22 protein-coding genes and 1 tRNA gene are annotated in these 22,574 nt (G+C 70.5%); 11 read left to right on the forward strand and 12 right to left on the reverse strand.

Annotated features, from left to right (window positions below; genetic code table 11):
• Positions 1-22: 22 nt before the first annotated feature.
• On the reverse strand, positions 23-409 hold the full coding sequence (locus ACFYPN_RS08960) for a VOC family protein (RefSeq protein ID WP_358760876.1): 387 nt from the start codon (positions 407-409) through the stop codon (positions 23-25).
• A 63-nt stretch (positions 410-472) separates the two neighbouring features.
• On the opposite strand from ACFYPN_RS08960, the gene ACFYPN_RS08965 reads away from it, so the two are divergent.
• Together ACFYPN_RS08965 and ACFYPN_RS08970 are read left to right on the forward strand one after the other, a co-directional pair.
• Positions 473-1,438 (forward strand): WYL domain-containing protein, encoded by a 966-nt coding sequence (locus ACFYPN_RS08965; protein WP_358760875.1) that lies wholly within the window; start codon positions 473-475, stop codon positions 1,436-1,438.
• 547 nt (positions 1,439-1,985) lie between these two features.
• Positions 1,986-2,156 (forward strand): hypothetical protein, encoded by a 171-nt coding sequence (locus tag ACFYPN_RS08970; protein ID WP_358760874.1) that lies wholly within the window; start codon positions 1,986-1,988, stop codon positions 2,154-2,156.
• A gap of 112 nt (positions 2,157-2,268) precedes the next feature.
• Here the strand turns inward: ACFYPN_RS08970 and ACFYPN_RS08975 are convergent.
• The 7 genes from ACFYPN_RS08975 to ACFYPN_RS09005 form a co-directional block, all read right to left on the reverse strand.
• Positions 2,269-2,354 (reverse strand) — tRNA-Leu (locus ACFYPN_RS08975).
• 323 nt (positions 2,355-2,677) lie between these two features.
• Positions 2,678-5,128 carry a glycoside hydrolase family 2 protein gene (locus ACFYPN_RS08980; RefSeq protein WP_358760873.1) on the reverse strand — a complete coding sequence of 817 codons (2,451 nt, stop codon included), beginning with the start codon at positions 5,126-5,128 and terminating at the stop codon, positions 2,678-2,680.
• A complete protein-coding gene (locus tag ACFYPN_RS08985; protein WP_358760872.1) occupies positions 5,125-6,039 on the reverse strand; it encodes an ATP-binding cassette domain-containing protein in 915 nt (304 codons plus the stop codon). Before ACFYPN_RS08985 ends, ACFYPN_RS08980 begins: the two co-directional genes overlap by 4 nt.
• Entirely contained in the window at positions 6,024-6,965 is a 942-nt protein-coding gene (locus ACFYPN_RS08990) for an ABC transporter ATP-binding protein (protein ID WP_358760871.1), read from the reverse strand. The genes ACFYPN_RS08985 and ACFYPN_RS08990 overlap by 16 nt, the downstream gene beginning before the upstream one ends.
• Positions 6,966-6,969: 4 nt before the next feature.
• Positions 6,970-7,899 carry an ABC transporter permease gene (locus tag ACFYPN_RS08995; protein ID WP_358760870.1) on the reverse strand — a complete coding sequence of 310 codons (930 nt, stop codon included), beginning with the start codon at positions 7,897-7,899 and terminating at the stop codon, positions 6,970-6,972.
• On the reverse strand, positions 7,896-8,891 hold the full coding sequence (locus tag ACFYPN_RS09000) for an ABC transporter permease (RefSeq protein WP_358760869.1): 996 nt from the start codon (positions 8,889-8,891) through the stop codon (positions 7,896-7,898). Before ACFYPN_RS09000 ends, ACFYPN_RS08995 begins: the two co-directional genes overlap by 4 nt.
• Positions 8,892-9,080: 189 nt before the next feature.
• Positions 9,081-10,811, reverse strand: coding sequence for an ABC transporter substrate-binding protein (locus ACFYPN_RS09005; RefSeq protein ID WP_358760868.1), 1,731 nt, complete (start codon positions 10,809-10,811; stop codon positions 9,081-9,083).
• Positions 10,812-11,063: 252 nt separating this feature from the next.
• On the opposite strand from ACFYPN_RS09005, the gene ACFYPN_RS09010 reads away from it, so the two are divergent.
• The 3 genes from ACFYPN_RS09010 to ACFYPN_RS09020 all read left to right on the forward strand — a co-directional run bounded on the left by ACFYPN_RS09010 (position 11,064) and on the right by ACFYPN_RS09020 (position 15,780).
• On the forward strand, positions 11,064-12,098 hold the full coding sequence (locus tag ACFYPN_RS09010) for a LacI family DNA-binding transcriptional regulator (protein WP_358760867.1): 1,035 nt from the start codon (positions 11,064-11,066) through the stop codon (positions 12,096-12,098).
• 292 nt (positions 12,099-12,390) lie between these two features.
• Positions 12,391-13,161: an ABC transporter ATP-binding protein gene (locus ACFYPN_RS09015; RefSeq protein ID WP_389297435.1), complete on the forward strand. Its 771-nt coding sequence runs from the start codon at positions 12,391-12,393 to the stop codon at positions 13,159-13,161.
• 87 nt (positions 13,162-13,248) lie between these two features.
• Positions 13,249-15,780, forward strand: coding sequence for an ABC transporter permease (locus ACFYPN_RS09020; RefSeq protein WP_389297436.1), 2,532 nt, complete (start codon positions 13,249-13,251; stop codon positions 15,778-15,780).
• Between the two features lie 252 nt (positions 15,781-16,032).
• Here the strand turns inward: ACFYPN_RS09020 and ACFYPN_RS09025 are convergent, their stop codons facing one another.
• Both ACFYPN_RS09025 and ACFYPN_RS09030 read right to left on the reverse strand, forming a co-directional pair.
• Entirely contained in the window at positions 16,033-17,340 is a 1,308-nt protein-coding gene (locus tag ACFYPN_RS09025) for a class I SAM-dependent methyltransferase (RefSeq protein WP_389297438.1), read from the reverse strand.
• A 363-nt stretch (positions 17,341-17,703) separates the two neighbouring features.
• The gene (locus ACFYPN_RS09030) at positions 17,704-19,092 is read right to left on the reverse strand and encodes an NAD(P)/FAD-dependent oxidoreductase (protein ID WP_389297440.1); all 1,389 of its coding nucleotides are present in this window, start codon (positions 19,090-19,092) and stop codon (positions 17,704-17,706) included.
• 572 nt (positions 19,093-19,664) lie between these two features.
• Between ACFYPN_RS09030 and ACFYPN_RS09035 the strand changes: the two genes are divergently transcribed.
• From ACFYPN_RS09035 to ACFYPN_RS09050, 4 genes are all read left to right on the forward strand, one after another.
• Complete coding sequence (locus ACFYPN_RS09035) at positions 19,665-19,970, forward strand: type II toxin-antitoxin system prevent-host-death family antitoxin (RefSeq protein WP_358760862.1); 306 nt, start codon at positions 19,665-19,667, stop codon at positions 19,968-19,970.
• Between the two features lie 128 nt (positions 19,971-20,098).
• Positions 20,099-20,425: a divalent-cation tolerance protein CutA gene (gene cutA / locus ACFYPN_RS09040; protein ID WP_358760861.1), complete on the forward strand. Its 327-nt coding sequence runs from the start codon at positions 20,099-20,101 to the stop codon at positions 20,423-20,425.
• Positions 20,426-20,504: 79 nt separating this feature from the next.
• Positions 20,505-20,774: a type II toxin-antitoxin system prevent-host-death family antitoxin gene (locus ACFYPN_RS09045; protein ID WP_358760860.1), complete on the forward strand. Its 270-nt coding sequence runs from the start codon at positions 20,505-20,507 to the stop codon at positions 20,772-20,774.
• A 90-nt stretch (positions 20,775-20,864) separates the two neighbouring features.
• The gene (locus tag ACFYPN_RS09050; protein ID WP_358760859.1) at positions 20,865-21,203 is read left to right on the forward strand and encodes a hypothetical protein; all 339 of its coding nucleotides are present in this window, start codon (positions 20,865-20,867) and stop codon (positions 21,201-21,203) included.
• 124 nt (positions 21,204-21,327) lie between these two features.
• Here ACFYPN_RS09050 and ACFYPN_RS09055 read toward each other — a convergent pair whose 3' ends face one another.
• The gene (locus tag ACFYPN_RS09055) at positions 21,328-21,537 is read right to left on the reverse strand and encodes a DUF397 domain-containing protein (protein ID WP_358760858.1); all 210 of its coding nucleotides are present in this window, start codon (positions 21,535-21,537) and stop codon (positions 21,328-21,330) included.
• Complete coding sequence (locus tag ACFYPN_RS09060) at positions 21,501-21,695, reverse strand: Scr1 family TA system antitoxin-like transcriptional regulator (protein ID WP_358760857.1); 195 nt, start codon at positions 21,693-21,695, stop codon at positions 21,501-21,503. The genes ACFYPN_RS09055 and ACFYPN_RS09060 overlap by 37 nt, the downstream gene beginning before the upstream one ends.
• A 337-nt stretch (positions 21,696-22,032) precedes the next feature.
• On the opposite strand from ACFYPN_RS09060, the gene ACFYPN_RS09065 reads away from it, so the two are divergent.
• Positions 22,033-22,305, forward strand: a complete 273-nt coding sequence (locus ACFYPN_RS09065) for a type II toxin-antitoxin system Phd/YefM family antitoxin (RefSeq protein WP_358760856.1) — start codon at positions 22,033-22,035, stop codon at positions 22,303-22,305.
• On the forward strand, positions 22,302-22,571 hold the full coding sequence (locus ACFYPN_RS09070) for a type II toxin-antitoxin system RelE/ParE family toxin (RefSeq protein ID WP_358760855.1): 270 nt from the start codon (positions 22,302-22,304) through the stop codon (positions 22,569-22,571). Before ACFYPN_RS09065 ends, ACFYPN_RS09070 begins: the two co-directional genes overlap by 4 nt.
• The last annotated feature ends 3 nt before the right edge of the window (positions 22,572-22,574 follow it).

Consider the following 22,574-nt stretch of genomic DNA (forward strand, 5'->3'; position numbering starts at 1 on the left):
GTCATCAGTTTGCCGATCATGTTCAGACCAGGGTGGTGATGCAGAACGGATGGCCGGCGGGGTCCAGCAGCACTCGCCACCGGTCGGGCTGGGGCTGGCTCGGGGGCTCGACAGCGCCCAGAGCCAGCAGGTGAGCATGCGCGGACTCCAGATCATCGACGCCCAGTTCGATGTGGGCCTGCTTCTCCTGGGAAGGGTCCGGCCAGGTGGGACGCCTGTAGTCGGTCATCCGGTTGAACCCCAGTCGGGCCGAGTCCTCATGGCCGAGCAGGATGAAGTCGTCGCTGGAGTAGGCGACGGGCAGGCCGAGGGCCTCACCGTAGAAGCCGGCCAGTTCGGCGGGGTCCGGACAGTCGAATGTGACGGCCGAGTAGCGGATCGCGGGTGCGGGCGTGTTTCCAGTGCTCATGGGGAGGACGCTATGACGGGACCAGGACAGATTCGGTCCTGGTCGTGCGGGACACTTCGGAGCGTGATCAGCACATCCGCCCGCCTGCTGCGACTGGTCTCCCTGCTGTCCTCGCGGCCATCATGGACCTGCGGCGAGTTGGCCGACCAGATGGTGGTCGCCGAGCGCACGGTGCGGCGGGACATCGCCAGGCTTCGGGAACTCGGCTACGGAGTCGAGTCCGACCCTGGGCCATGGGGCGGTTACCGCCTCCGCGCCGGAACTCGGGTGCCGCCGCTGGTCCTCGATGACGAAGAGGCACTCGCCGTGGCCGTCGGGCTGCGCGAGGCCGCCCTCAGCGGCGTTCTCGGCGGCGACCAGGCCGCACTGTCCGCACTGCTGAAACTGCGTCAGGTTTTGCCACGCCGGATCGCGGACCGGCTGGGCGAGATGGACGCCGCCTTTGTTCACACCACGAGGTCCGACGCGCCGCAGATCGCACCCAGCATGCTGCTGGAACTGGCCGGCGTGTGTCGCCGGGCGGAGCGTTGCCGCCTGTCGTACCGCGATCGGGAGGGGAAGGCCACGGTCCGGGACGTCGACCCGTACCGCCTGGTGCACACGGGACGCCGTTGGTACTTCGTCGCCCGGGACGCTACGCGGGACGAGTGGCGTACCTTCCGGGCCGACAGGGTGGACCGGATACAGCCGACCGGGCGCCCGGTAAAGCTCATCGACCCACCTGACCCGGCTCTGCTTGTCTCCCGCTCCATCGCGACCGGCGCCTATCCGCTTTACGTGACGATCCGCCTCCCGCTTCCCATAGAGCAGGCGCTTCGGCTGATCCCGCCGACGGTCGGTACCCACCGCTCGAAAGGCCCCGACGCCACGATCGTCGACATCGGCGGCCCCGACGCGGACGGGCTCGCCAGGTACCTCCTCAGCCTCGCCACACCGCTGCTGGTCCTGTCACCGGACAACGTGCGGGAAGCTCTGCTGCGCCGCACCCGGGAACTTTTCGAGGACAACGTGAACGGTCAGCCCCAGTAGGGAGCGATTGCACCGGGAACGAACACTCTCCGGTCACCAGGACAGTCCCATCGACACCTACCCCGCCCAGGACGACCCGCCCACCAACACCTCGACTTCCCCTTCCGTACTACCCCACCCCGTACGTCGGCGCCCCGCTGTCCGCCGGTGACCGCGTCCACGATCGCAAGCCCCCGGCCGTCCTCGTCCTGGCCGTCGGTGCCACGGGCGAGGGGGAGGGTGCGGGAGAGAGCCGTCACGCACACCCGCACGCGAAGGACGTCCGTCCTCGGCACGGTCACCCGGATACTGTCTCGCCGAGCGTGAGCGACCGCGTTGGCCACCAACCCGGTTGCGACGAGCCGGGCCGCGTCTTCGAGCTCCCCCAGACCCCAGCCCCCGGACGCCGAGCGCCGAGCGCCGAGGACGCCGGATACCGCGCGTCAGGTGCGGACTCCGCCGTCCTCGGCAGGGTCGTGGCGTAGGCCGGGCTCCCGTCGTAGACCGTCCGCTCCAGGAGCATGCCCGTATCGATCCTCACGAGCCGAACCCCACGACGACGGCCGCCGTGATCCAGCAGGACGGAACGATCGTCGCCGATGCCGAGGACTCCCTGTCCCTGCCGGCCCTCCGGGAGTGGCTCCGGCTGTGGGAGGAAGCAGGGCGCCCGGCCCCCACCGCGTACAGGCCGGCGTTGGTCCCCACCGACCTCGGCTGGAACCTGCGGCTCTCTCTGTAGCCTCTCGTACCTGCCGCCGGCAGGAGAGCAGAAGCCCAGCCGCGCACCCACCCAGCGCCCCGGCCACCACGAAATCCGGCCCCTCCCGGAGGTCGGCGGCGCAATACAAGATTGGTGCCCGGAGCCGGACTCGAACCGGCACGCCCCCGAGGGGCAGCGAGGTTTAAGCTCGCCGTGTCTGCGTTCCACCACCCGGGCTGGCGCGCCTCCGCGTCGGGACTTGACCCTATCGGGGGGTGCCCCCCATCAGCGGCGCAGTGGCGCGATGTTGTCTTATTTTATTGATCGTTTGATGGGGCGTCAGACCGCGTCCCGAGGTCATGACCATGCACCCGACCCGATCATGGTCCTTCTCCCCGGCGTACGGGATTGACGGAAAGTCGCCGCACTCTTCCGGCGGAATGCGCCGGTCGTCCACCACCGTTCGCCAGGGCCTCGCCACCCCTGTGCCGGCCGCACCCCTCCCCCACCCCTCCCTCGGCCGCCGCGCCCGCGCCGCCGGGCCGGCCGGCCGCGCCCGCTCACGCGTCGTTGACGCAGCGCAGCACCGGCTTCCGGGTGAGGGCCTCCGGATCGTCGAGGCGGGCTCCGGTGACGCGGAAGACGGCGGTCTCGCCGGGCAGCAGGGTCCCGAGCATGTCGTCCACCCGGGCCGCCGGGTCGAGGCGGTCCGGGAAGAGCGCGAGGTCGCGCAGGAGGGTGCGGGCGGTCACCCGTACCTCGTAGTCGGCGGGACCATCAGGGTCGTCAGGGCACTCGTCGCGGGTGACGGTAGCCGTCCAGCGGGCCGGGGGCAGGTCCACGGCGGGGTCCTCCGCGTAGAACTCGACGGTCCGCACCTCCCCGAGCCGCACCACCAGCAGCTCGCGCGCCGGATCCAGGGGGGTGGCGACGGTCGGCGGGAGGGGTACGCGGGTGACGTCCCGGGCGGCCGTGGTGACGGGTAGCCGCTCCTCGGCCAGCACCGTGCCGTCGAGCGCGTGCCGGGTCAGGTGCAGGGTGCCGTCCCAGGGGGCGGCGCTGTCGTTGACCAGGTGGACGGTGGCGTCACGGAGGACGGCGAGGCGATCGGCGTACACGGAGCGCAGGGCGTACCAGAGCGGTTTGCGGCGGCCGTCGCCGTCGAGGGCGGACCAGGAGACGACCGGCCAGCAGTCGTTGAGCTGCCAGACGACGGCGCCCATGCAGTACGGCATGTTCGAGCGGAAGTGCCGGATGCCGAAGGCGACGGCCCTGGCCTGGTTGAGCTGGGTGAGCCAGTGCCAGTCGTCGAAGGAGGCCGCGCCGGGGCCGCCACCCGGCTGCGGGAGGTGGTCGCCGAGCCCCCGCAGCAGTTTGGCGTCGCCGTCGTCGGCCTTCTGGTGGTGGCGTACGTACGGGGCGCCGGGCGACAGCTCGCCGCTGATCGCGCGCCGGAGGGTGGCGTACGCGGGCGGGCCCTGGAAGCCGAACTCGGCGACGAAGCGGTGCGCGTGGTCGGCGTAGTGGCGGTAGTCCACCCGGTTCCACACGTCCCAGAGGTGGACCGTTCCCCGCTCCGGTGCGTTCGGCGGGAGTTCGGGTGATCCGGAGTAGGGCGAGCCGGGCCAGTACGGGCGGGTGGGGTCGAGTTCGGCGCAGATCGCGGGGAGCAGCTCGTGGTAGTAGCCGTACCCCCACGAACGGCTGCCGAGTTCCTCGGCCCAGCCCCAGTCGGCGTGGCCCTCCAGGTTCTCGTTGTTGCCGCACCACAGGACGAGCGAGGGGTGCGGGGCGAGGCGGACGACGTTCTCGCGGGCCTCGGCCGCGACCTCGTCGTACAGCGGCTGCTCCTCCGGGTAGGCGGCGCAGGCGAAGAGGAAGTCCTGCCAGACCAACAGGCCCTTCTCGTCGGCGAGTTCGTAGAAGTCGTCGCTCTCGTAGAGGCCGCCGCCCCAGACGCGTACGAGATTGACCCCGGCGGCGACGGCTTCGTCGAGCCGGTCGGAGAGGTGCTGCCGGGTGATCCGGGACGGGAAGCAGTCGTCGGGGATCCAGTTCACGCCCCGGACGAACACCGGCTCGTCGTTGACCGCGATCCGGAACGCCTCGCGCTCCAGCCCGACCGTGCGGAAGCCGGTCCTGCCCTGCCAGGCGTGGTCGCCGAGCCGGACGTCGACGGCGTACAGCGGCTGCTCGCCGTGGCTGTGCGGCCACCAGCGCTCGGCCTGCGGCACGGGCACCACGAGGGTCGCGGTCACGGCGTCCTCGGGGACCGTGAGCGGGTGCCGCTCTCCGGTGATGTCGGCGTACGCGGTGAGCGCTCCCCCGCCGTCGCCGCTCTCGCCCCGCCGGTCGACGGTCAGCGTCGCGGTGAGGCGCGGCACGCCGTCCGGGTCCACGTCGCCGAGGAGCTTCACCCTGGCGATCCGGGGGCCGGTCCAGCTCTCCAGCGCCGCGGGGCGCCAGATGCCGGAGGTGACCAGGGTCGGGCCCCAGTCCCAGCCGAAGTTGCAGGCCATCTTCCGGATGAAGGCGTACGGCTCCGCGTAGGCGCCGGGGCGGTCGCCGAGCCGCTCGCGGAGGGCCTCGGCGTAGGCGTACGGGGCCGTGAAGCGGACCTCCAGGGTGTTGGCGCCCTCGCGGAGCAGGTGTTCGGCGGGGAAGCGGTAGGAGCGGTGCTGGTTGGCGGTGCGGCCGAGCTCCGTGCCGTTCAGGGTGAGGGTGGCGACGGTGTCGAGGCCGTCGAAGCAGAGGTCCGCGGGGCGGCCGGAGAGTTCGGCGGCGGACCGGTGGAAGGTGGTGCGGTACGTCCAGTCGGTGCGGCCGATCCAGCCGAGCCGGTTCTCGTTGTCGTCCAGGTACGGATCCTCGACGATCCCGGCCGCGAGGAGGTCGGTGTGGACGCAGCCGGGGACGGTGGCGGCCACCCCCGCCTCCGGGAGCGGCACGGGGACGGGGCCGGCCGCGTGCAGCGTCCAGCCTTCGGCGAGGGGCAGGCGGTGGAGGGTCACGCGGTGGTCCTTCCGCAGTCGGGGAGTCCGGCGCAGGCCACGAAGTGGTCGGGTTCGGCCCGGTGGAGGTCTGCGGGGTCACTCGGTGCGGTCGCGTCGTGGTACGCGCAGCTCTCCACCGGCTCCGGCGGGTCCCAGGGGGCGTTGAGCCGGGGCACGGCGGCCAGCAGGGTCCGGGTGTACGGGTGCAGGGGGTTGCCGAACACCTTCTGGGTGTCGCCGCGTTCGACGACCCGGCCCCGGCGGAGCACCACGGTCCGCTCGGCGAGGTAGGTGCCGAGGGAGAGGTCGTGGGTGATGTAGAGGACGCCGAGCCCGCGTTCCTTCAGCCCGGCCAGCAGGTTGAGCACATCGATGCGGGTGGAGGCGTCGAGCATGCTGGTGATCTCGTCGGCGACCAGGAAGCTCAGGTCGAGCAGGAGCGCGCGGGCGATGAGGAGGCGCTGCAACTGGCCGCCACTGAGCTGGTGCGGGTAGCGGCCGAGTACCTGCCCCGGGTCGAGGCGGACGTCGCGCACGGCCTTCTCGACGCGCTGGTCCCACTCCCGGTCGGGGACGCCCGGGTGGTAGGCGCGGCGGATCATGTCGAAGACGCGGTCGGCCTTGAAGACGGGGTTGTAACAGGAGAAGGGGTCCTGGAAGACGCCCTGGACGCGGCGGTAGAAGTCCTTCCCCGGGCGGACGGGGGCGCCGTCCAGGGTGAGGCTGCCCCCGGAGATCCCGGTGAGGCCGAGGATCATGCGCCCGATGGTGGACTTGCCGCTGCCGCTCTCGCCGATGAGGGAGACGACCTCGCCGGGCGCCGCGGCGAAGGAGACCCGGTCGACGGCGGTGACGGAACCGCCGCCGAAGGCGCCCGCGCGGTAGGTCTTGGTGACTCGGTCGAGGGTCAGCATCATGCCTTCCAGCACGCGACAAAGTGGCGGGGGGCGATCTCGACGGCCGGCGGCTCCTGGGCGCACCCGGCGTCGGCGAGCGGGCAGCGGTCGCGGAAGCGGCAGCCGGCCGGCGGGTCGAGCAACGAGGGCGGGGAGCCGGCGATGCCGCTGAGCGGGCGGTCGCGGTGGCGTACGCCGACCTCGGGGAGCGAGCCGAGGAGCATTCGGGTGTACGGGTGGCGGGGTTCGGTGGTGAGGACCCGGGTGGGTGCCTTCTCGGCGAGCTTCCCGGCGTACATCACCATGATCGAGTCGGCGATGTGCGAGGTGAGGGCCAGGTCGTGGGTGATGAAGAGCATGCTGGTGACGAGGCCCGCGTCGCGCAGTCCGGTGAGCGCGGTGACGACCGCCTTCTGGGTGGAGACGTCGAGTGCGGAGGTGACCTCGTCGGCGATCAGGACGGCCGGGTCGAGGAGGGTGGAGATCACCATGACGGTGCGCTGCTTCATGCCGCCGGACAGCTCGATCGGGTAGCGGTCGAGGACGTCCCGGTCCAGGCCCACCAGGTCGAGCCTGCGGTGGAGTTCGGCGGTGTCCACGCCGACCCCGCGCGAGGCGAGGAGTTCGCGGATCATGCGGCCGATGCGCCGGGTCGGGTTGAGGGCGCTCATCGAGTACTGCGGTACGAGGGAGATCCGGTGGAAGCGGAAGGCGTTCATCGCCCGGTCGTCGGCGATCGGTACGTCCTCGCCGTCGAGGGTGACGGTGCCGCCGGCGTGCCGCATCCGGCCGTCCAGCCGGATGAGGGACTTGCCGAGGGTGGTCTTGCCGCAGCCGGACTCGCCCGCCAGGCCCAGGATCTCGCCGTCGGCCACGTCGAAGCCGACGCCGTCCAGCGCCCGGACCTCGCCGCGCAGGGTGCGGTAGTGGACCCGCAGGTCGGTGACGGTCAGCGTCATGTGCTCAGGACTCCCTCAGCTTCGGGTTGAAGACCTCGTCGAGGCCGACGTTGGCGACGTACAGGGCGCCGACGATGGCGGTGATCCCGGCGCCCGGCGGGACGAACCACCACCACATGCCGAGGCTGAGCGCGCTCCACTGCTGGGCGCTCTGGAGCATCAGGCCGAGCGAGACGCCGCCGGTGGGTCCGAGGCCGATGAAGTCGAGCGAGGAGGCGATGAGGACGGAACCGCCGAAGAGCAGGATGAACATCATGAAGAGGTAGGAACTCATGTTGGGCGCGATCTCGCGGAACACGATCCGCCAGGTGCCGTTGCCGCTGAGCCGGGCCAGGTCCACGAACTCGCGGGTGCGCAGGGTGAAGGTCTGCGCCCGGATGGCGCGGGCCGCCCAGGGCCAGGAGGTGAGCCCGATGAACACTCCCTGCACGGGCACGGAGCGCACCCCGAGGTACGCGTTGATGATGAGCAGCACCGCGAGGGCCGGGATCACCAGCACCACGTTGGTGACCATGGTGAGGAGTTCGTCCAGGACACCGCCCCGGTAGCCGGCGAAGAAGCCGACGAGCATCGCGACGACGGCGGCGATGACCCCGCCGACCGCGCCCACCAGGAAGGTGGCGCGCAGCCCGTACACGAACTGCGCGTAGACGTCCTGGCCGAAGGTGGTGGTGCCCATCCAGTACGTGGAGTCGGGCGGGGCGGCCTGCGGGCCTCCGTAGGCGTTCGGGTCGGTGGTGTCGAGCAGCGGCGGGCCGAACAGGCCGACGGCGAGGAGGAGGACGACGACGGTGAGGCCGATGAGCAGCTTCGGGTTGCGGACGGCGTAGTGCAGGGTCTCGCGGGCGGGCCCGACGGCCTTGGTGGGGGCGGTGGGCAGGGGTGTGGCGGCGGGTCCGGTGTCGTTCCCGGCCGGTCCGGGCGGTGCGCTCATGACTGGCCTCCTGCCATGCCGGTACGCGTCCGGGGGTCCACGAGGACGTAGACGACGTCGATGACGAAGTTGGCGATCAGCACGCCGATGACGATGAAGAGGAACGCCCCCTGGAGCAGGAAGAAGTCCTGGTTCTGGATGGCGGCGAGGATGAGCGAGCCGAGCCCGGGATAGGCGAAGACGATCTCGGTGACCAGCGCCCCGGCGACCAGCACGCCCAATTGCAGTGCCAGTCCGGTGACTTGCGGGAGCACGGCGTTGCGGAACGCGTACCGCCGGATGAGCCGCTGGGGTGCGCCGAGGGCGGAGAGGTACGAGGAGTAGTCCGACTCCAGCTCGTAGATGATCATGTTCCGCATGCCGATGGCCCAGCCGCCGAGCGCGACGAGGAAGAGCGAGAGGAACGGCAGCACCCAGTGGTGCGCCAGGTCGGCCACGAAGTCGAGGCTCCAGCTGGGCTGGATGTCCAGGCTGTAGCCGCCGGAGATCGGGAACCATCCGGCCTTCGAGCCGAGGGCCCAGGCGAGGATCACGGCGATCCACATGTACGGCATCGCGGTCAGCAGGTAGCCCGCCGGGAGCACGGTGTTGTCGAGCACCTTGCGGCGGGCGGCGAGCGCGCCGGCCCAGTTGCCGACGAACCAGCTGAGCAGGACCGCCGGGATCATCAGCCCCAGGGTGTACGGCAGGGCGTCGAGCAGTACGTCGGAGACGGGCGTCGGGAACACCCAGACGGAGATGCCGAAGTCGCCCTGGAAGAGGGCGCCCCAGAAGTGCAGGTACTGCTGCCAGACGGGTTCGTCGAAGCCGAAGAGGTTGTTGTAGTAGCCGCGCATCGCCTCGGCGGCCTCCGGCTGGGAGACGCGGGCGCGGGAGACCATGGAGGCCACCGGGTCGCCCGGCATGAAGCGCGGGATCATCCAGTTGACGGTGACGGCGACGACGAAGGTCAGCGCGTAGACCAGCAGTTTTCGGGCGAAGTAGCGGCGCAAGGGAGCTCCCGTCGAGGTGCCCCGCCGGGCGCGCGCGTGTCAGGGCGGCGCGCCCGGCGGGACGGTCAAAGGCCGGGCGGCGGCGTGGGCGGCCGGGCGGCGCGAGGGTGGGGCGGACGTCCGCGCGGACGGGGGCCGGTACGGGCGGCCGTGGGGGCGTCCCGTACCGGTCCCGCAGCGGGACAGCCCTTACTTCGCCGGCTTGAGCCGGGTCAGCATCTCGAAGCCGCCCATCTCCAGCCAGTTGCGCCAGAGCGCCGGGGCGTAGGTGGGCGCTCCCGGCTTGTCCGAGGGCCAGTTGGTCCAGGTGCCGGTGGTGGACTGCGACCAGAGGCCGTTGTACCAGAGCGGGATGATCGGCATCTCGTCCAGCTGGATCTTCTGGAGCTTGCTCGTCACCGCCTTCATCCCGGCGGCGTCGTCGGTGGGCACCGCACCGAGCTGCTGGACCAGCTTCCACGCCTCCTCGTTCTCGTAGCGGCCGAAGTTCACCGTGTTCTGCTGCTTCTGGACGGGGAGTTGGAACATGTACTCGTAGTACGTCCACGGAGTGTTGGACAGCTGGCGGTCGTTGTTGATGACGAGGTCGAAGTCGCCCTTCGCGCGCTGCTCGCTGAGCGCGTTCTGGTCGGGGAAGTCCGTGGTGACGGAGATGCCCGCGGCCTTGGCCCCGGCGGCGATGACCTTGGCGGCCTCCATCCAGTCGGTCCAGCCGGTGGGCACGGCCAGCTTGAGGCTGATCTTCGACCCGTCCTTGTTCTCGACGAGTCCGTCACCGTTGGTGTCGCGGTACCCGGCGCCGGCGAGGATCTCCTTCGCGTGGGCGGTGTCGTAGGAGAACCCGTCCGACGCCACCACGCCCTTGTCGACGTAGTCGTCCCACTGCGGGAGCAGACCGGTCGGGTCGGCCTTCTTGACCAGGTCTCCGTAGACGCCCTTCACGATCTTGTCGATGTCGACGGAGGCGGCGAGCGCCTTGCGGAAGGCGGCGTCGGCGAGCGGCTTGCGGGTGGTGTTGGGCACCAGCCAGGCGGTGTTGGCGGAGAGCATGTAGGGCGGCTCGTCGTAGTACGAGACGACCTTCTTGGACTTGACCAGTGAGGAGGCGCCGGGCAGGAAGTTGTTGCTCAGGTCCAGCTGCCCCTGTCCGAGCTGGCCGATGACGACCTCGTTGCTCGGGTTGGAGACGTCCACGATGTAGCGCGGCGCTGGTGTCATGCCGAGCGCCTTCGTGCCCCACCAGTCGTCGCGGCGCTGCCAGACCACCCGGTCCTGGGACTTGCTCTTGAGGGTGTACGCCCCGCTGCCGACCGGCTTGTCGTTGACCCCGTTGAGGATCTCCTCCTCGGAGCGGCCGCTCCACACGTGCTCGGGGACGATCGGCTGGCCGTAGAGGGTGAAGTCCCACTCCTGGTAGTGGGACTCCTTGAAGGTGAAGCGGACGGTCGTGTCGTCGACCGCCTCGGCGCCGGAGAGCCAGCTCCACAGGGAGTGGAAGGAGGATGCCTCGATCTTGCCGAGGCCGTAGGAGTAGGCGACGTCCTTCGCGGTGAGCGGCTTGCCGTCGGCCCAGGTGATCCCGGACCGCAGCTTCAGCTCGTAGGTCTTCGCGTCCTTCCAGCCGCCGGACTCGGCGAGCCAGGGGGTCAGTTTCCCGGCGTTCGGGTCGAAGTGGAACAGCGTCTCGTAGACCAGCCCCTTGGTGCCGGTCGCATGGTCCCAGCTGCGCAGCGGGTTGTAGTTGGCCGGCGGCCCCCACTGCGTACCGGTCGTGTAGAGCGTCTCGTTGCGCGGTAACGCCCCGCCCTGCGCGCCGCCCGGACCCTTGCCCGTCGCCGGGCTCCCTCCGGTGCACGCGGTGGCGGTGAGCGCGATCACGGCGAGTGCGGTGGCGAACCGCACCCGGATCCCCGTACGCATAGCCCTTCCTCTCCCCGCCGTCCCTGCGAGCGGAGTCACTGAACCGGGTAAGTGCCGTGAAGGTATGGGGGCTCCGAAGCCGTGTCAAGGGTTGCGGGAGCGCTCCCACTCCTTGCCGTGCACGGGCGTTGGCGGTACGTTCGAGCCGGAGTAGAGGGCTGCGGGGTGCTCACCGGTGGCTCTGGCAGAGCGCCACAGAGGGGATCACGGGCTACGATGCCGGTTGACGCGAACCGGTTAAGCGAGGTCCCCTTGGTCAAGAACCGCCCGACGATCGCCGACATCGCGCTGCGCGCCGGGGTCTCGAAGGTCGCGGTCTCCTACGCGCTCAACGACCGCCCGGGGGTCTCCCCCACCACGCGCGCGACGATCAAGGCCATCGCCGAGGAGATCGGCTGGCAGCCCAACAGCGCGGCCCGCGCGCTCACCCGCGCCCACGCGGGCACGGTCGGCCTCGCGCTCTCCCGCCCCGCCCGGATGCTCGGGGTGGAGCCGTTCTTCATGGAGCTGATCAGCGGCATCGAGAGCGAACTCTCCGCCCGGGGCTGCGCGTTGCTGCTCCAGATGGTGAGCGGTCCGGCGCAGGAGCTGGAGGTGTACCGGCGCTGGTGGGGCGAGGGCCGGGTGGACGGCGTCTTCCTCGCCGATCTGCGCGAGCCGCACCCCGGCGAACCCGACCCGCGGGTCACCGGGGTCGCCGGACTCGGCCTGCCGGCCGTCGCGATCGGGCACCCGTCGGCGGCCGGCCCGCTGACACCGGTGTGGTCCGACGACGCGGCGGCGCTCCGCGACACCCTGTCGTACCTCCACGCGCTCGGCCACCGCCGGGTGGCCCGCGTCGCCGGGCTGGCGGACTTGACGCACACCCGGCTGCGCGACCGGGCGCAGCGGGAGATCTGTGAGGGACTCGGTCTCGGCGCCCCGGTGGTGGTGCACACCGACTACTCCGGGGACGAGGGTGCGCACGCGACCCGCCGGCTCGTCAGTACCCCGGACCGGCCGACCGCGATCATCTACGACAACGACATCATGGCCGTGGCGGGGCTCTCCGTGGCCCAGGAGATGGGGCTCGACGTGCCCGCCGATCTCTCGCTGGTCGCCTGGGACGACTCGCAGCTCTCGCAGGTGGTCCGGCCACCGCTGACCGCGTTGAGCCGGGACATCCCGGCGTACGGGGCGCTGGCCGCGCGGACCCTGCTGACGCTGGTGGCGGAGGGCGCGGCCGAGGGCCGGGAGGACGCCACCGCCCGCCTCGTCCCGCGCGGCTCGACGGCGCCCCCGCGCTGACCGGCGGCGGTGACGGCGTACGGGGAGCCGGCCGCTCGGGGAGCCGGTCGCTCGGGGTGGGTCCGGGCGGGTGTCATACCGGAGGAGGAGGCGGCCCCGCCCCGGTGCGACTCAAGAGGGCCGATGAACGGGCACGGGGGCTGACGACCGGGGCGCCGGGGCCGCGGAGGATGGAGTGGCCCCCTGAAACCGTCCCGTACCGTCGCCCCTTCCGGTCGCGGGTGGGTCCGGGGGCGTCCGGCCCCGGGAAGTCCCCCGGCTTTCCGTCCCCGCGCCCCTCAGGAGTGTCCCGATGACCACCGCACCCCCCGTCCACCGTGCCACCGGCACCGCCGCGCGCGCCACGGAGCTGTCGAAGGTCTACGGCCAGGGCGAGACCCAGGTGGTCGCCCTGGACCGGGTCTCCGTGGACTTCCCACAGGGCGAGTACACCGCGATCATGGGACCGTCCGGCTCCGGCAAGTCCACGCTGATGCACTGCGTGGCCGGGCTCGACACCTTCAGCTCCGGGTCGGTGCGCATCGGCGAGACGGAACTCGGCTCGCTCAAGGACAAGCAGCTCACCCAGCTCCGCCGGGACAAGATCGGGTTCATCTTCCAGGCCTTCAACCTGCTGCCGACGCTGACGGCGCTGGAGAACATCACGCTGCCGATGGACATCGCGGGCCGCAAGCCGGACGCCGCCTGGCTCCAGCGGGTCATCGACATGGTCGGCCTCTCCGACCGGCTGAAGCACCGCCCCACCCAGCTCTCCGGCGGCCAGCAGCAGCGTGTGGCGGTCGCCCGTGCGCTGGCCTCGCAGCCCGAGATCATCTTCGGTGACGAACCGACCGGCAACCTCGACTCGCGGTCCGGCGCGGAAGTCCTGGGCTTCCTGCGCAACTCCGTGCGCGAGCTGGGCCAGACCGTGGTGATGGTGACCCACGACCCGGTCGCCGCGTCCTACGCGGACCGGGTGATCTTCCTCGCGGACGGCGCGGTCGTCGACGAGATGGCGCGGCCCACGGCGGACGGCGTGCTCGACCGGATGAAGGCGTTCGACGCCAAGGGCCGCACCAGCTGACACGCGGCCGGCCCGGCCCCCAGCCCGTATCGCCCCGTCCCCCGGGCGCACAACGCCCTCCTCCGGACCTCATCCCAGGACACACACATGTTCCGTACCGCCCTGCGCAATGTGCTCGCGCACAAGGCCAGGCTGTTGATGACCGTGCTCGCGGTCATGCTCGGCGTCGCCTTCGTCTCCGGCACGCTGGTCTTCACCGACACCCTCGGCAACGCCTTCCGCCACCAGTCCGCCAAGAACTACGAGGACGTCGCCGTCGCGGTCTCGACCTCGGCGGGCCGCCACGACACCGACACCTCCGGCATCTCCGACGCCACCCTGGACGAGATCCGGGCGCTGGACGGCGTGGCCGGGGTGACCGGCCGGGTCTCCGGCTTCGCCGGGGCCGCCGACCGGGACGGCAAGCTCATCGGCGAGGGCTGGTCCACCAGCGGCGGCAACTTCGCTCCCGGCAAGGACGGTGACGACCCCTCGTACACCTTCACCTCCGGTGGCGGACCGGTGAAGGACGGCCAGATCGCCCTGGACCGCGCCTCCGCCGACAAGGGCGGGTACCACGTCGGCGACACGGTGCGCGTGGCGACCAACGGGCCGGTGAAGGAGTACGCCCTCACCGGCGTCTTCACCACCGAGGACGGCGCGGTCAACGCCGGCGGCAGCCTGGTCCTCTTCGAGGAGACCACCGCGCAGCGGCTGTTCCTGCGGACCGGTGAGTTCCAGGAGGCCACGGTCACCGCGGCGCCCGGCGCCTCGGACACCGCGCTGCTGGCCGAGGTGAAGGGCCTGCTGCCCCGGGACGCGGAGGCCCGCACCGGACAGGCCCTCGCCGACGAGCAGGCGAAGCAGATCGAGGACGGGCTGGGCAATCTCGACACGATCCTCCTGGTCTTCGCCGGTATCGCGCTCTTCGTGGGCGTCTTCCTGATCGCCAACACCTTCAGCATGCTGATCGCCCAGCGCACCCGTGAGCTGGCCCTGATGCGTGCCGTCGGCGCCTCCCGCCGGCAGGTCAAGTGGTCGGTGCTGATGGAGGCGGCCGTGGTCGGGCTCATCGCCTCGGCGATCGGCTTCGCGCTGGGCGTCGGCCTCGCCGCCGCGCTGCGCTCCGCGATGGGTGTGATCGGCGGCAAGATCCCGGCGGGCCCGCTGGTCGTCGAGCCGCTCACGGTGCTCGCCGCGTTCGGTGTGGGCGTCGTGATCACGGTCCTCGCCGCCTGGCTGCCCGCCCGCCGGGCCGCGAAGATCGCGCCGGTGGCCGCCATGAGCAGTGTGCACGCCGTGGCGAGCACCCGTTCGCTGGTCGTACGGAACTCGATCGGCGGTGCCCTCACCCTGCTGGGAACCGCCGGGATCGTCGGCGGCGCGGCGACGGGAGGCACGGACGGCCGGGTGCTGATCGCGGTCGGCGCCTTCCTGGCGCTGATCGGGATCATCGTGTTGATCCCGCTGCTGTCGCGACCGGCCATCGCTCTCGTCCGCCCGCTGCTGACCAGGGTGTTCGGGGTCTCCGGGAAGCTGGCCGCCCAGAACGCGGTGCGCAACCCGCGCCGTACCGGGGCCACCGCCTCCGCCCTGGCGATCGGGCTGACCCTGGTCACCGGCATCTCGGTGCTGGGCGTCACGCTCGGCCAGGCCGTCGACCGGATGACGACGGACAACATCAAGGCCGACTACCTGGTCTCGATGGCGAGCGGCGACTCGCTGGACGCGTCCGCCCTGGAGGCGCTGCGGAAGGCGGACGGCGTCACCGCCGTCTCCCCGCAGCAGTCGAACTGGCTGACGGTCGGCGGCGAACAGCACGCGGCGTCCGGTGTCACTCCGGGCGACATCGGGCGGGTCTTCGCGCTCAAGACGGTCACCGGTTCGCTGGACTCGCTCGCCGAGGGCCGGATCGCGGTCGATGCCGACACCGCGCGGTCGAACCACTGGAAGACCGGTGACACCCTGCCCGTGACCTTCGAGGACGAGAAGAAGGGCGAGGTGACGATCGGGGCGACCTACGAGTCGAACGAGTTCCTCTCCTCCCCCGTCCTGCTCCCGGAGGATCTCGCGAACGCCCACACCGAGGTCCCCGACATCCGGGAGATCTGGCTGACGACGGACGGCGGCGCCTCCGCGGCGAACGAGCGGGTGGTCGTGGACGCGCTGGGCGACAACCCGGCGATGAGCATCATGGACCGGCAGGACATGCGGGACGAGTTCGGCGGCTTCGTGAACCTGGCGCTGAACATCATGTACGGCCTGCTGGCGATGGCACTCCTCATCGCGGTGCTCGGGGTGGTCAACACCCTGGCGATGTCGGTCTTCGAGCGCAAGCAGGAAATCGGGATGCTGCGGGCGATCGGCCTGGACCGGGGCCGGATCAAGCGCATGATCCGGCTGGAGGCCGTGGTCATCTCGCTCTTCGGCGCGGTGGTCGGCGTGCTCCTGGGGACGTTCCTGGGCTGGGCGATCGGCCGCACGATCGCCTCCGCGATCCCCCACTACGTGTTGGTGATCCCGTGGGCGCGCATCGGGATCTTCCTGGTGCTGGCCGCGCTGGTGGGCGTACTCGCCTCACTCTGGCCGGCCCGCAGCGCCGCGCGGCTGAACATGCTGACGGCGATCAAGACGGAGTGACGGGGCGGCCGTTGGGGAAACGACGGCCGTCGTGGAACCAGGGGCCGTCGTGGAACCAGGGGCCGTCGTGGAACCAGGGGCCGTCGTGGAACCAGGGGCCGTCGTGGAACCAGGGGCCGGAGACCGCGTGGGAAGCGGTCTCCGGCCCCTGGTGCGTACGGCGATCGATACGTACGACGATCGATACGTACGACGATCGGTGCGTACGACGATCGGTGCGTACGGGGTCGGCGTGTGCGCGGGTCCGGTGGGTCAGTCGGTGGCGGAGGCGGTCCACCGGCGGGCGCGGGCGGGCATCCCGGAGCCTCCGGCCTCCGTCGGCTTGACGGCGAGGATCTGGTTGACGCCGATCTTGTTGTGCTCGAAGGAGAGCGCGGAGGCCGCCATGTAGAGCCGCCAGACCCGGGCGCGCCCGGGTGAGGTGGCCGCCACCGCAGCGGTCCAGTTCTCCTCCAGGTTGGCGACCCACTGACGCAGGGTCCGCGCGTAGTGCTCGCGGAGCACCTCGACGTCCCGGGCCTCGAAACCGGCCTCCTCCAGGAGGCCGAGGGTCCGCCCCAGGGGGGCGAGTTCGCCGTCCGGGAAGACGTAGGCATCGATGAACTCGTCGATGTGGTACGCCTCTTCGTCCTTCTCGGGGCGGCGGGCGATCTGGTGGTTGAGCAGCCGGCCACCGGGCTTGAGGAGGGCGAAGAGGTCGTCGGCGTACTCGCGGTAGCGGACCGAACCGACGTGCTCGGCCATGCCGATGGAGGAGATCGCGTCGTAGGGTCCGTCGCGCACGTCCCGGTAGTCCTGCACCCGGATCTCGACGCGGTCGGTCAGCCCCTCCTCGGCCACCCGCTTGCGGGCATAGGCGGCCTGTTCGATGGAGAGGGTCACGCCGGTGACGACGGCACCGTATTCGCGGGCCGCGTGGATGGCCATGGAGCCCCAGCCGCATCCGACGTCGAGCAGCCGGTCGCCCTCCTTGAGCGCGAGCTTGCGGCTGACCAGGTCGAGCTTGTCGCGCTGGGCGTCCTCCAGGGTGCCGCCGTCCTCCCAGTACGCGCAGGAGTAGACCATGGACGGGCCGAGGACCATCTCGTAGAAGTCGTTGCCCACGTCGTAGTGGTGGCTGATGGCTTCCTTGTCCCGGCGTCTGGTGTGCAGCGGGCCGGTGCGGCGGCGGTGCATCTCCTCGGCGGGCGGGGCGGGCGGCGGGTAGGGGCCCGCGAGCTGGGCGAGGCCCTTCGCGAAGGCCCGGACCTTCGGGTCGCGCAGCGGGTGGACGGTGTCCTTCGCGTCGGCCCCCCGGTCCCAGAGGAGAGCGGCGATGCTGTCGAGTGCCTCGTACAGATTGCCCTCGACGTCGATCTCGCCGGCCACCCATCCCCGGGCCAGCCCCAGCTCGCCCGGCTTCCACAGCAGTCGGCGCAGGGCACGGCGGTGGCGGATGACGAGGGTGGGGGCACCCGGCGGTCCGGCCTCACTGCCGTCCCAGGCGCGGATACGGACCGGAAGAGGTTCTCCGATCAGTTCCGTGAGAAGAGCGGTCAGCCGCGACGCGGCGTCTGCCATGGCGCACACCTCCGTGGTGGTGTTCCCAAAATGCCCATATATGCGTACACATGCATCATCGCCCCGCCGACACGCCTCAGCGTGGCCACGAGGTAACACATGCGTCAACTGTGGCCGGAGCTACCGCCATCCCGCTACTGGGCAATGGTTGGGCAAAGTGCGTGTAGTCGCCAAGTATCCACCGGAATCGTGGCCCCCTTCTCGGGATGCCGCTCGGCGGCGAGCGGCGAGCCTACCCGGCACGCCGAAGGGACCGCCCGCACCACGGATGGCGGACGGCCCCTTCGGGTCGTACAGGTCGTACAGGTCGTGCACCGGCGGCTCCGCGTACGGAGCCCGAGCGCCCTCGCGGGAGCGCCGGGGTCAGGAGGCCTTGGCCTTCTCACCTTCGGGCTTCGCGGCGGCGGCGGGAGCCGGAGCCGGCTTCGCGGCCTCGTAGAACTCCTCGCGCGGCGTCTCCATGGCACCCAGGGAGACGACCTCACGCTTGAGGAACATCGCGAGGGTCCAGTCGGCGAAGACGCGGATCTTGCGGTTGAACGTCGGCATCGCCATGCCGTGGTAGCCACGGTGCATGTACCAGGCGAGACGGCCCTTGAGCTTGATCTTCACCTTGCCCAGAACGATCATCGCGACGCCCTTGTGCAGGCCGAGACCGGCGACCGCACCCTTGTTGGCGTGCTCGTACGTCTTCTGCGGGAAGCCGCGCATGCCCGAGACGACGTTGTCGCCGAGGACCTTGGCCTGACGCAGTGCGTGCTGGGCGTTCGGCGGGCACCAGGCGTTCGGGTTACCGGCCTTGCGGCCGACCATGTCCGGGACCTGGGCGTTGTCGCCGGCGGCCCAGATGTAGTCGGTGCCCTGCACCTGGAGCTTCTCGCTGGTGTCCACGTGGCCACGCGGGCCGAGCGGCAGACCGAAGCGGGCGAGCGCCGGGTTCGGCTTCACGCCGGCGGTCCACACGATGGTGCTGGAGTCGACCTCGAGGCCGTTCTTCAGCACGACGTGGCCGTCGACACAGCTGTCCATGGAGGTGGAGAGGTAGATCTCCACACCACGGCTCTCCAGGTGCTCCTTGCCGTACGCGCCCAGCTTCGGGCCCACCTCGGGAAGGATCTTGTCGGCGGCGTCGACGAGAACGAAGCGCATGTCCTCGCGCTTGACGTTCGTGTAGTACTTGGCCGCGTCCCGGGCCATGTCCTCGACCTCACCGACGGTCTCCGCACCGGCGAAGCCACCGCCGACGAAGACGAAGGTCAGCGCCTTGCGGCGGATCTCCTCGTCGGTCGTGGAGTCAGCCTTGTCCAGCTGCTCCAGGACGTGGTTGCGCAGGCCGATGGCCTCCTCGATGCCCTTCATACCGATGCCCTGCTCGGCGAGGCCAGGGATCGGGAAGGTGCGGGAGACCGCGCCCATCGCGATGACGAGGTAGTCGAAGGGCAGCTCGTACGCCTCGCCGACGATCGGCGCGACCGTGGCGACCTTGCGGTCCTGGTCGATGGTCGTCACACGACCGGTGAGAACCTCAGCCTTGGGCAGCACGCGTCGCAAGGGGACGACGACATGCCGAGGCGAGATGCTGCCTGCAGCAGCTTCGGGAAGAAAGGGCTGGTACGTCATGTACGAGCGCGGGTCGACGACCGTGACGGTCGCCTCTCCGTAGCGCATCTTCTTGAGAATGCGTCGAGCTGCGTACAGGCCTACGTACCCACCGCCTACAACGAGGATCCTGGGACGCTCCGTGGTGCTCATGCAATCGAGTATCCACCCCATCCAGGGGGGTAGCTCGTGAGCCCCTTCACAAGGTCGGGTGCCCCCTCTGCTACACTGCGCGGCCCGCGTGACCCAGGTCATGCTCCACGAGGGGAACCACAGCCTCCCGGCGAACGTTGTTCACCGCCTGTGAGCTGGCCCTTGGCCCCGAAAGAAGGCCCCTCCCCCGCTCTCCCGCCCCGTCCGTTCATCCCGCGCGCACCGCGCGGGGGACACCCGCGCGTACCGCACAAAACGTACGCACAGGCACGTTCGAAGCCACGAGAGCCAAGAACTTGCCCCGAGCGGACCGAATTCCTTGTGAAGAACTTCACGAACTTGGCCCGGGCGCCTCCCGGAGCGCCTCCCCCGAGCCCCCTCGGAAGCCTCCGGAGCCTCTCCGGGAGCCCCAGTAAAGCATCAGAGGTGCAGGCAGGGCCACATGTGAGCGCACACATCCCGGGAGGTGAGGGTGCACCCGGAGAGTGCGCGCCGGGTCCTCGGTGCGGACCGACCGGCGGGCCCGACGGCCGGACGAGCGGACCCGCCCCCGCTGCGCACACACTGGACATATGACGACAAGGAGAACCGTGACGGTCCGGGATGCCTGCGTGGACCCCGCAGCCCCTATCGACCACGCCGAGCGGGGCGAACCCACGGTGATCACGCGCGACGGCACTCCGGTGGCCGCCGTGGTGCCGATCGCGGACTTCGAAGCCCTGGAGGAGGCCGCCGACGTGCTCGACATGGAGGCGGTCCTGGCCGGGGTCGACCCCACCACGACCGTGGCCGAGCTGCTGACGGACGTACTCGCCGACCACTCGGAGCCGGCCGACGACGAACGGGAAGGGGAGGGCCCAGCCGCACCCCGCCCGTGACGAGCCCGCGCGCACGGACACGCGACGGGCAACCCCGGGGCACGCGTACGGGCTGTTGTCCGCTCGTCACCCACAGGCCCTCTTCCCTGCGATACGGTCGCCGCACACCCGAGCCAGGAGAGGGAACCGTGGCCGACTACATCGCCGTACACACCACCACCGACGGCGAAGACAAGGCCCACCGCCTCGCCACGAGCGCGGTGGAGAAACGCCTCGCCGCCTGCGCCCAGATCGACGGGCCGATCAGGAGCGTCTACCGGTGGGAGGGAAAGGTCGAAACCGCGACCGAGTGGCGCGTCCTCTACAAGACGACCGCCGCCCGTTACGACGAACTCGCCCGCCACATCAGCGCGATGCACGACTACGTCACTCCGGAAGTCATCGTCACCCCCATCACGGCGGGAAGCGCGGCGTACCTCGGGTGGGTCGACACGGAGACGAGCATCGGGCAGTGAACGCGGGCCGGGGTCACTCCGGCGCCATACGCGTACACGTCGGCGCCGCCCGGCCCATCGGATAGAGAACGGAACGAGAATGACCGCGACAGCGACCGTGAGCGACGTCCGGCTGCGGCTGGCGGACTATCTCGGCCGCGCGGTGGGAGGCGTGCCCACGGTCATCACCCGCAACGGCCTGCCCGGGGCGGCGCTGGTGCCGATCGCCGACTTCGAGGCACTGGAAGCAGCGTCCGACGCCGCGCTGGCCAAGGAAGCGGAAGCGGTGCTGGCCCGGAGCGGCCCGACCGCGACGATGGCCGAGTCGGTGACCGCCCTGTGGACGGACCGGGCCGCCGACACGGAGTGACGCGAGCCCCGAGTTCGCGATCGAGTCCTGTGAGCCGGCCGGTCTGAACAACGTCGGCGAACTACAACAAGTTCAGCCGCTGGAGATCCCTTGAAGAACGCGCAGCCGTGGAAGCCCTTCGCCCCGGTGACGGTCAACCTGCTGCTCGGCATTCCCGCAGTCGTTCCGTGCTTCCTGGTCTGGTACGTACTGGTCAACGGCCCTCTGGCCGAACTGGGCTGGACCAGCCGCGACCCGAATGAAGACGACGGGATGCTGCTCTGGCTGGTCATCGTCGTACCGGTGGTGATCCTCTTCGGGGGGCTGTGGGGGCTCGTCAACCTCTGGCTGCGGCGCAGGCTTTACGACGGCCCGCCACCGTACCCGTACTGGCTGCTGTGTGCGACGGCGAGCCTCGTCCCCTTCTTCGTGGGCGTCGGAATCGGTTGACCCCCTTGCTGACACGACTGCATCAGCAACATCGCGAGACAGGGCGAAGCAGGGAAAACGGAACAGCGCGGCGGACCGTCGTCCGGGGCGCGGACGACGACCGCCCCACCCGGGCTCCGGGCTTTTACAGGGTGCCGCTCGCGACTGCGCCGACCATGGCCGCGAGGGCGCTGCGGCCGAACACGATGGCGGGGCCGGTGGGTGCCTTTCTGTCCCGTACCGCCACGGTGCCGGCGTTGACGACGCCGCACTCCACGCAGTCGCTCTGTGCGCCGGACCGGGAGGACTTCCACCAGGTCACGGGAAGGCAGGATGCATCGGGGATGGTGGCCATCGTGTCTTCGCCCCAGTCTCTCTGATCAAGTCCGCCGAGTCACCCGGGGACAGCGCCGCGGCGCGCAGTTGCCCGGCGGCATCCTGATACACGGCCACATCTCGTCGTTCCTCGACGTACAGCGCGCTGGTCAACGACTCCACGTCCACCACCGACAAGTGGGCTGCGGTGAAGTGGTGGCCCTACGAGAGCAACTGGCGGGCGGCCGGTCGTGGAAGCTGCTGTGACGGACCACGCCATCTTGCACGCCGTCCGATGAGTCACGCGTCGTGCGCGTAGGTCGAGCCCCGCTCCTGTCTCTCTCACAGGGGAGGAGAGCGGGATGACCCACCGGAACACGACCGGGCCGCCCCCGGACTTCCCGGGGTCGGCCCGCTCCCGCGTCCGTACGAAAGGGGTGTCAGGCCGCGGAGAACGCGATCCCGTCGAGCATCGCTCCCAAAGCGCGCCTCGCTCGACCCAGCACGTGTACACCCTATCGCGTACACTTCTCTCATGACTGAGACGACCGCGACAGTGCGGGAAGCCCGTGCCCACCTTGCGGACCACATCAATCGCGCTGAGGAAGGCACGCCCACGGTGATCACCCGCAATGGGGAGCCCGTGGCAGCTGTGGTGCCGATCTCCGACTTCTACGCGCTGGAGGACGCGGCGGACGTCCTGCTGGCGAGGGAAGCGGAAGCAGTCCTGGCCGAGGGCGGTCCGACGGTGACCATGGCCGAACTGCTGGCCGATCTGTTCACCGAACGCTCCGAAGGCGCGGCGTGAAGTACGCGTTCCGGTTCACCACCACGGCGCGGCGACAACTTCGATCCATCGACCGGCCCGCTGCCATGCGCATCCTGGCCGCGCTGACCGCGCTCGGCGACGACCCGTACCGCGAGGACGCCGACGTCAAGAAACTTGTCGGCTCCTCAGGCCTCTACCGGCTCCGGGTCGGGAACTACCGGGTCGCTTACCAGGTCGAGAACGACCAACTGGTGATCCTCGTCGTCAAGGTCGGCGATCGGCGCGACGTTTGTCGCAGCATCTGAGAC

The organism is Streptomyces sp. NPDC005576 (assembly GCF_042871745.1).
Lineage (GTDB): Bacteria > Actinomycetota > Actinomycetes > Streptomycetales > Streptomycetaceae > Streptomyces.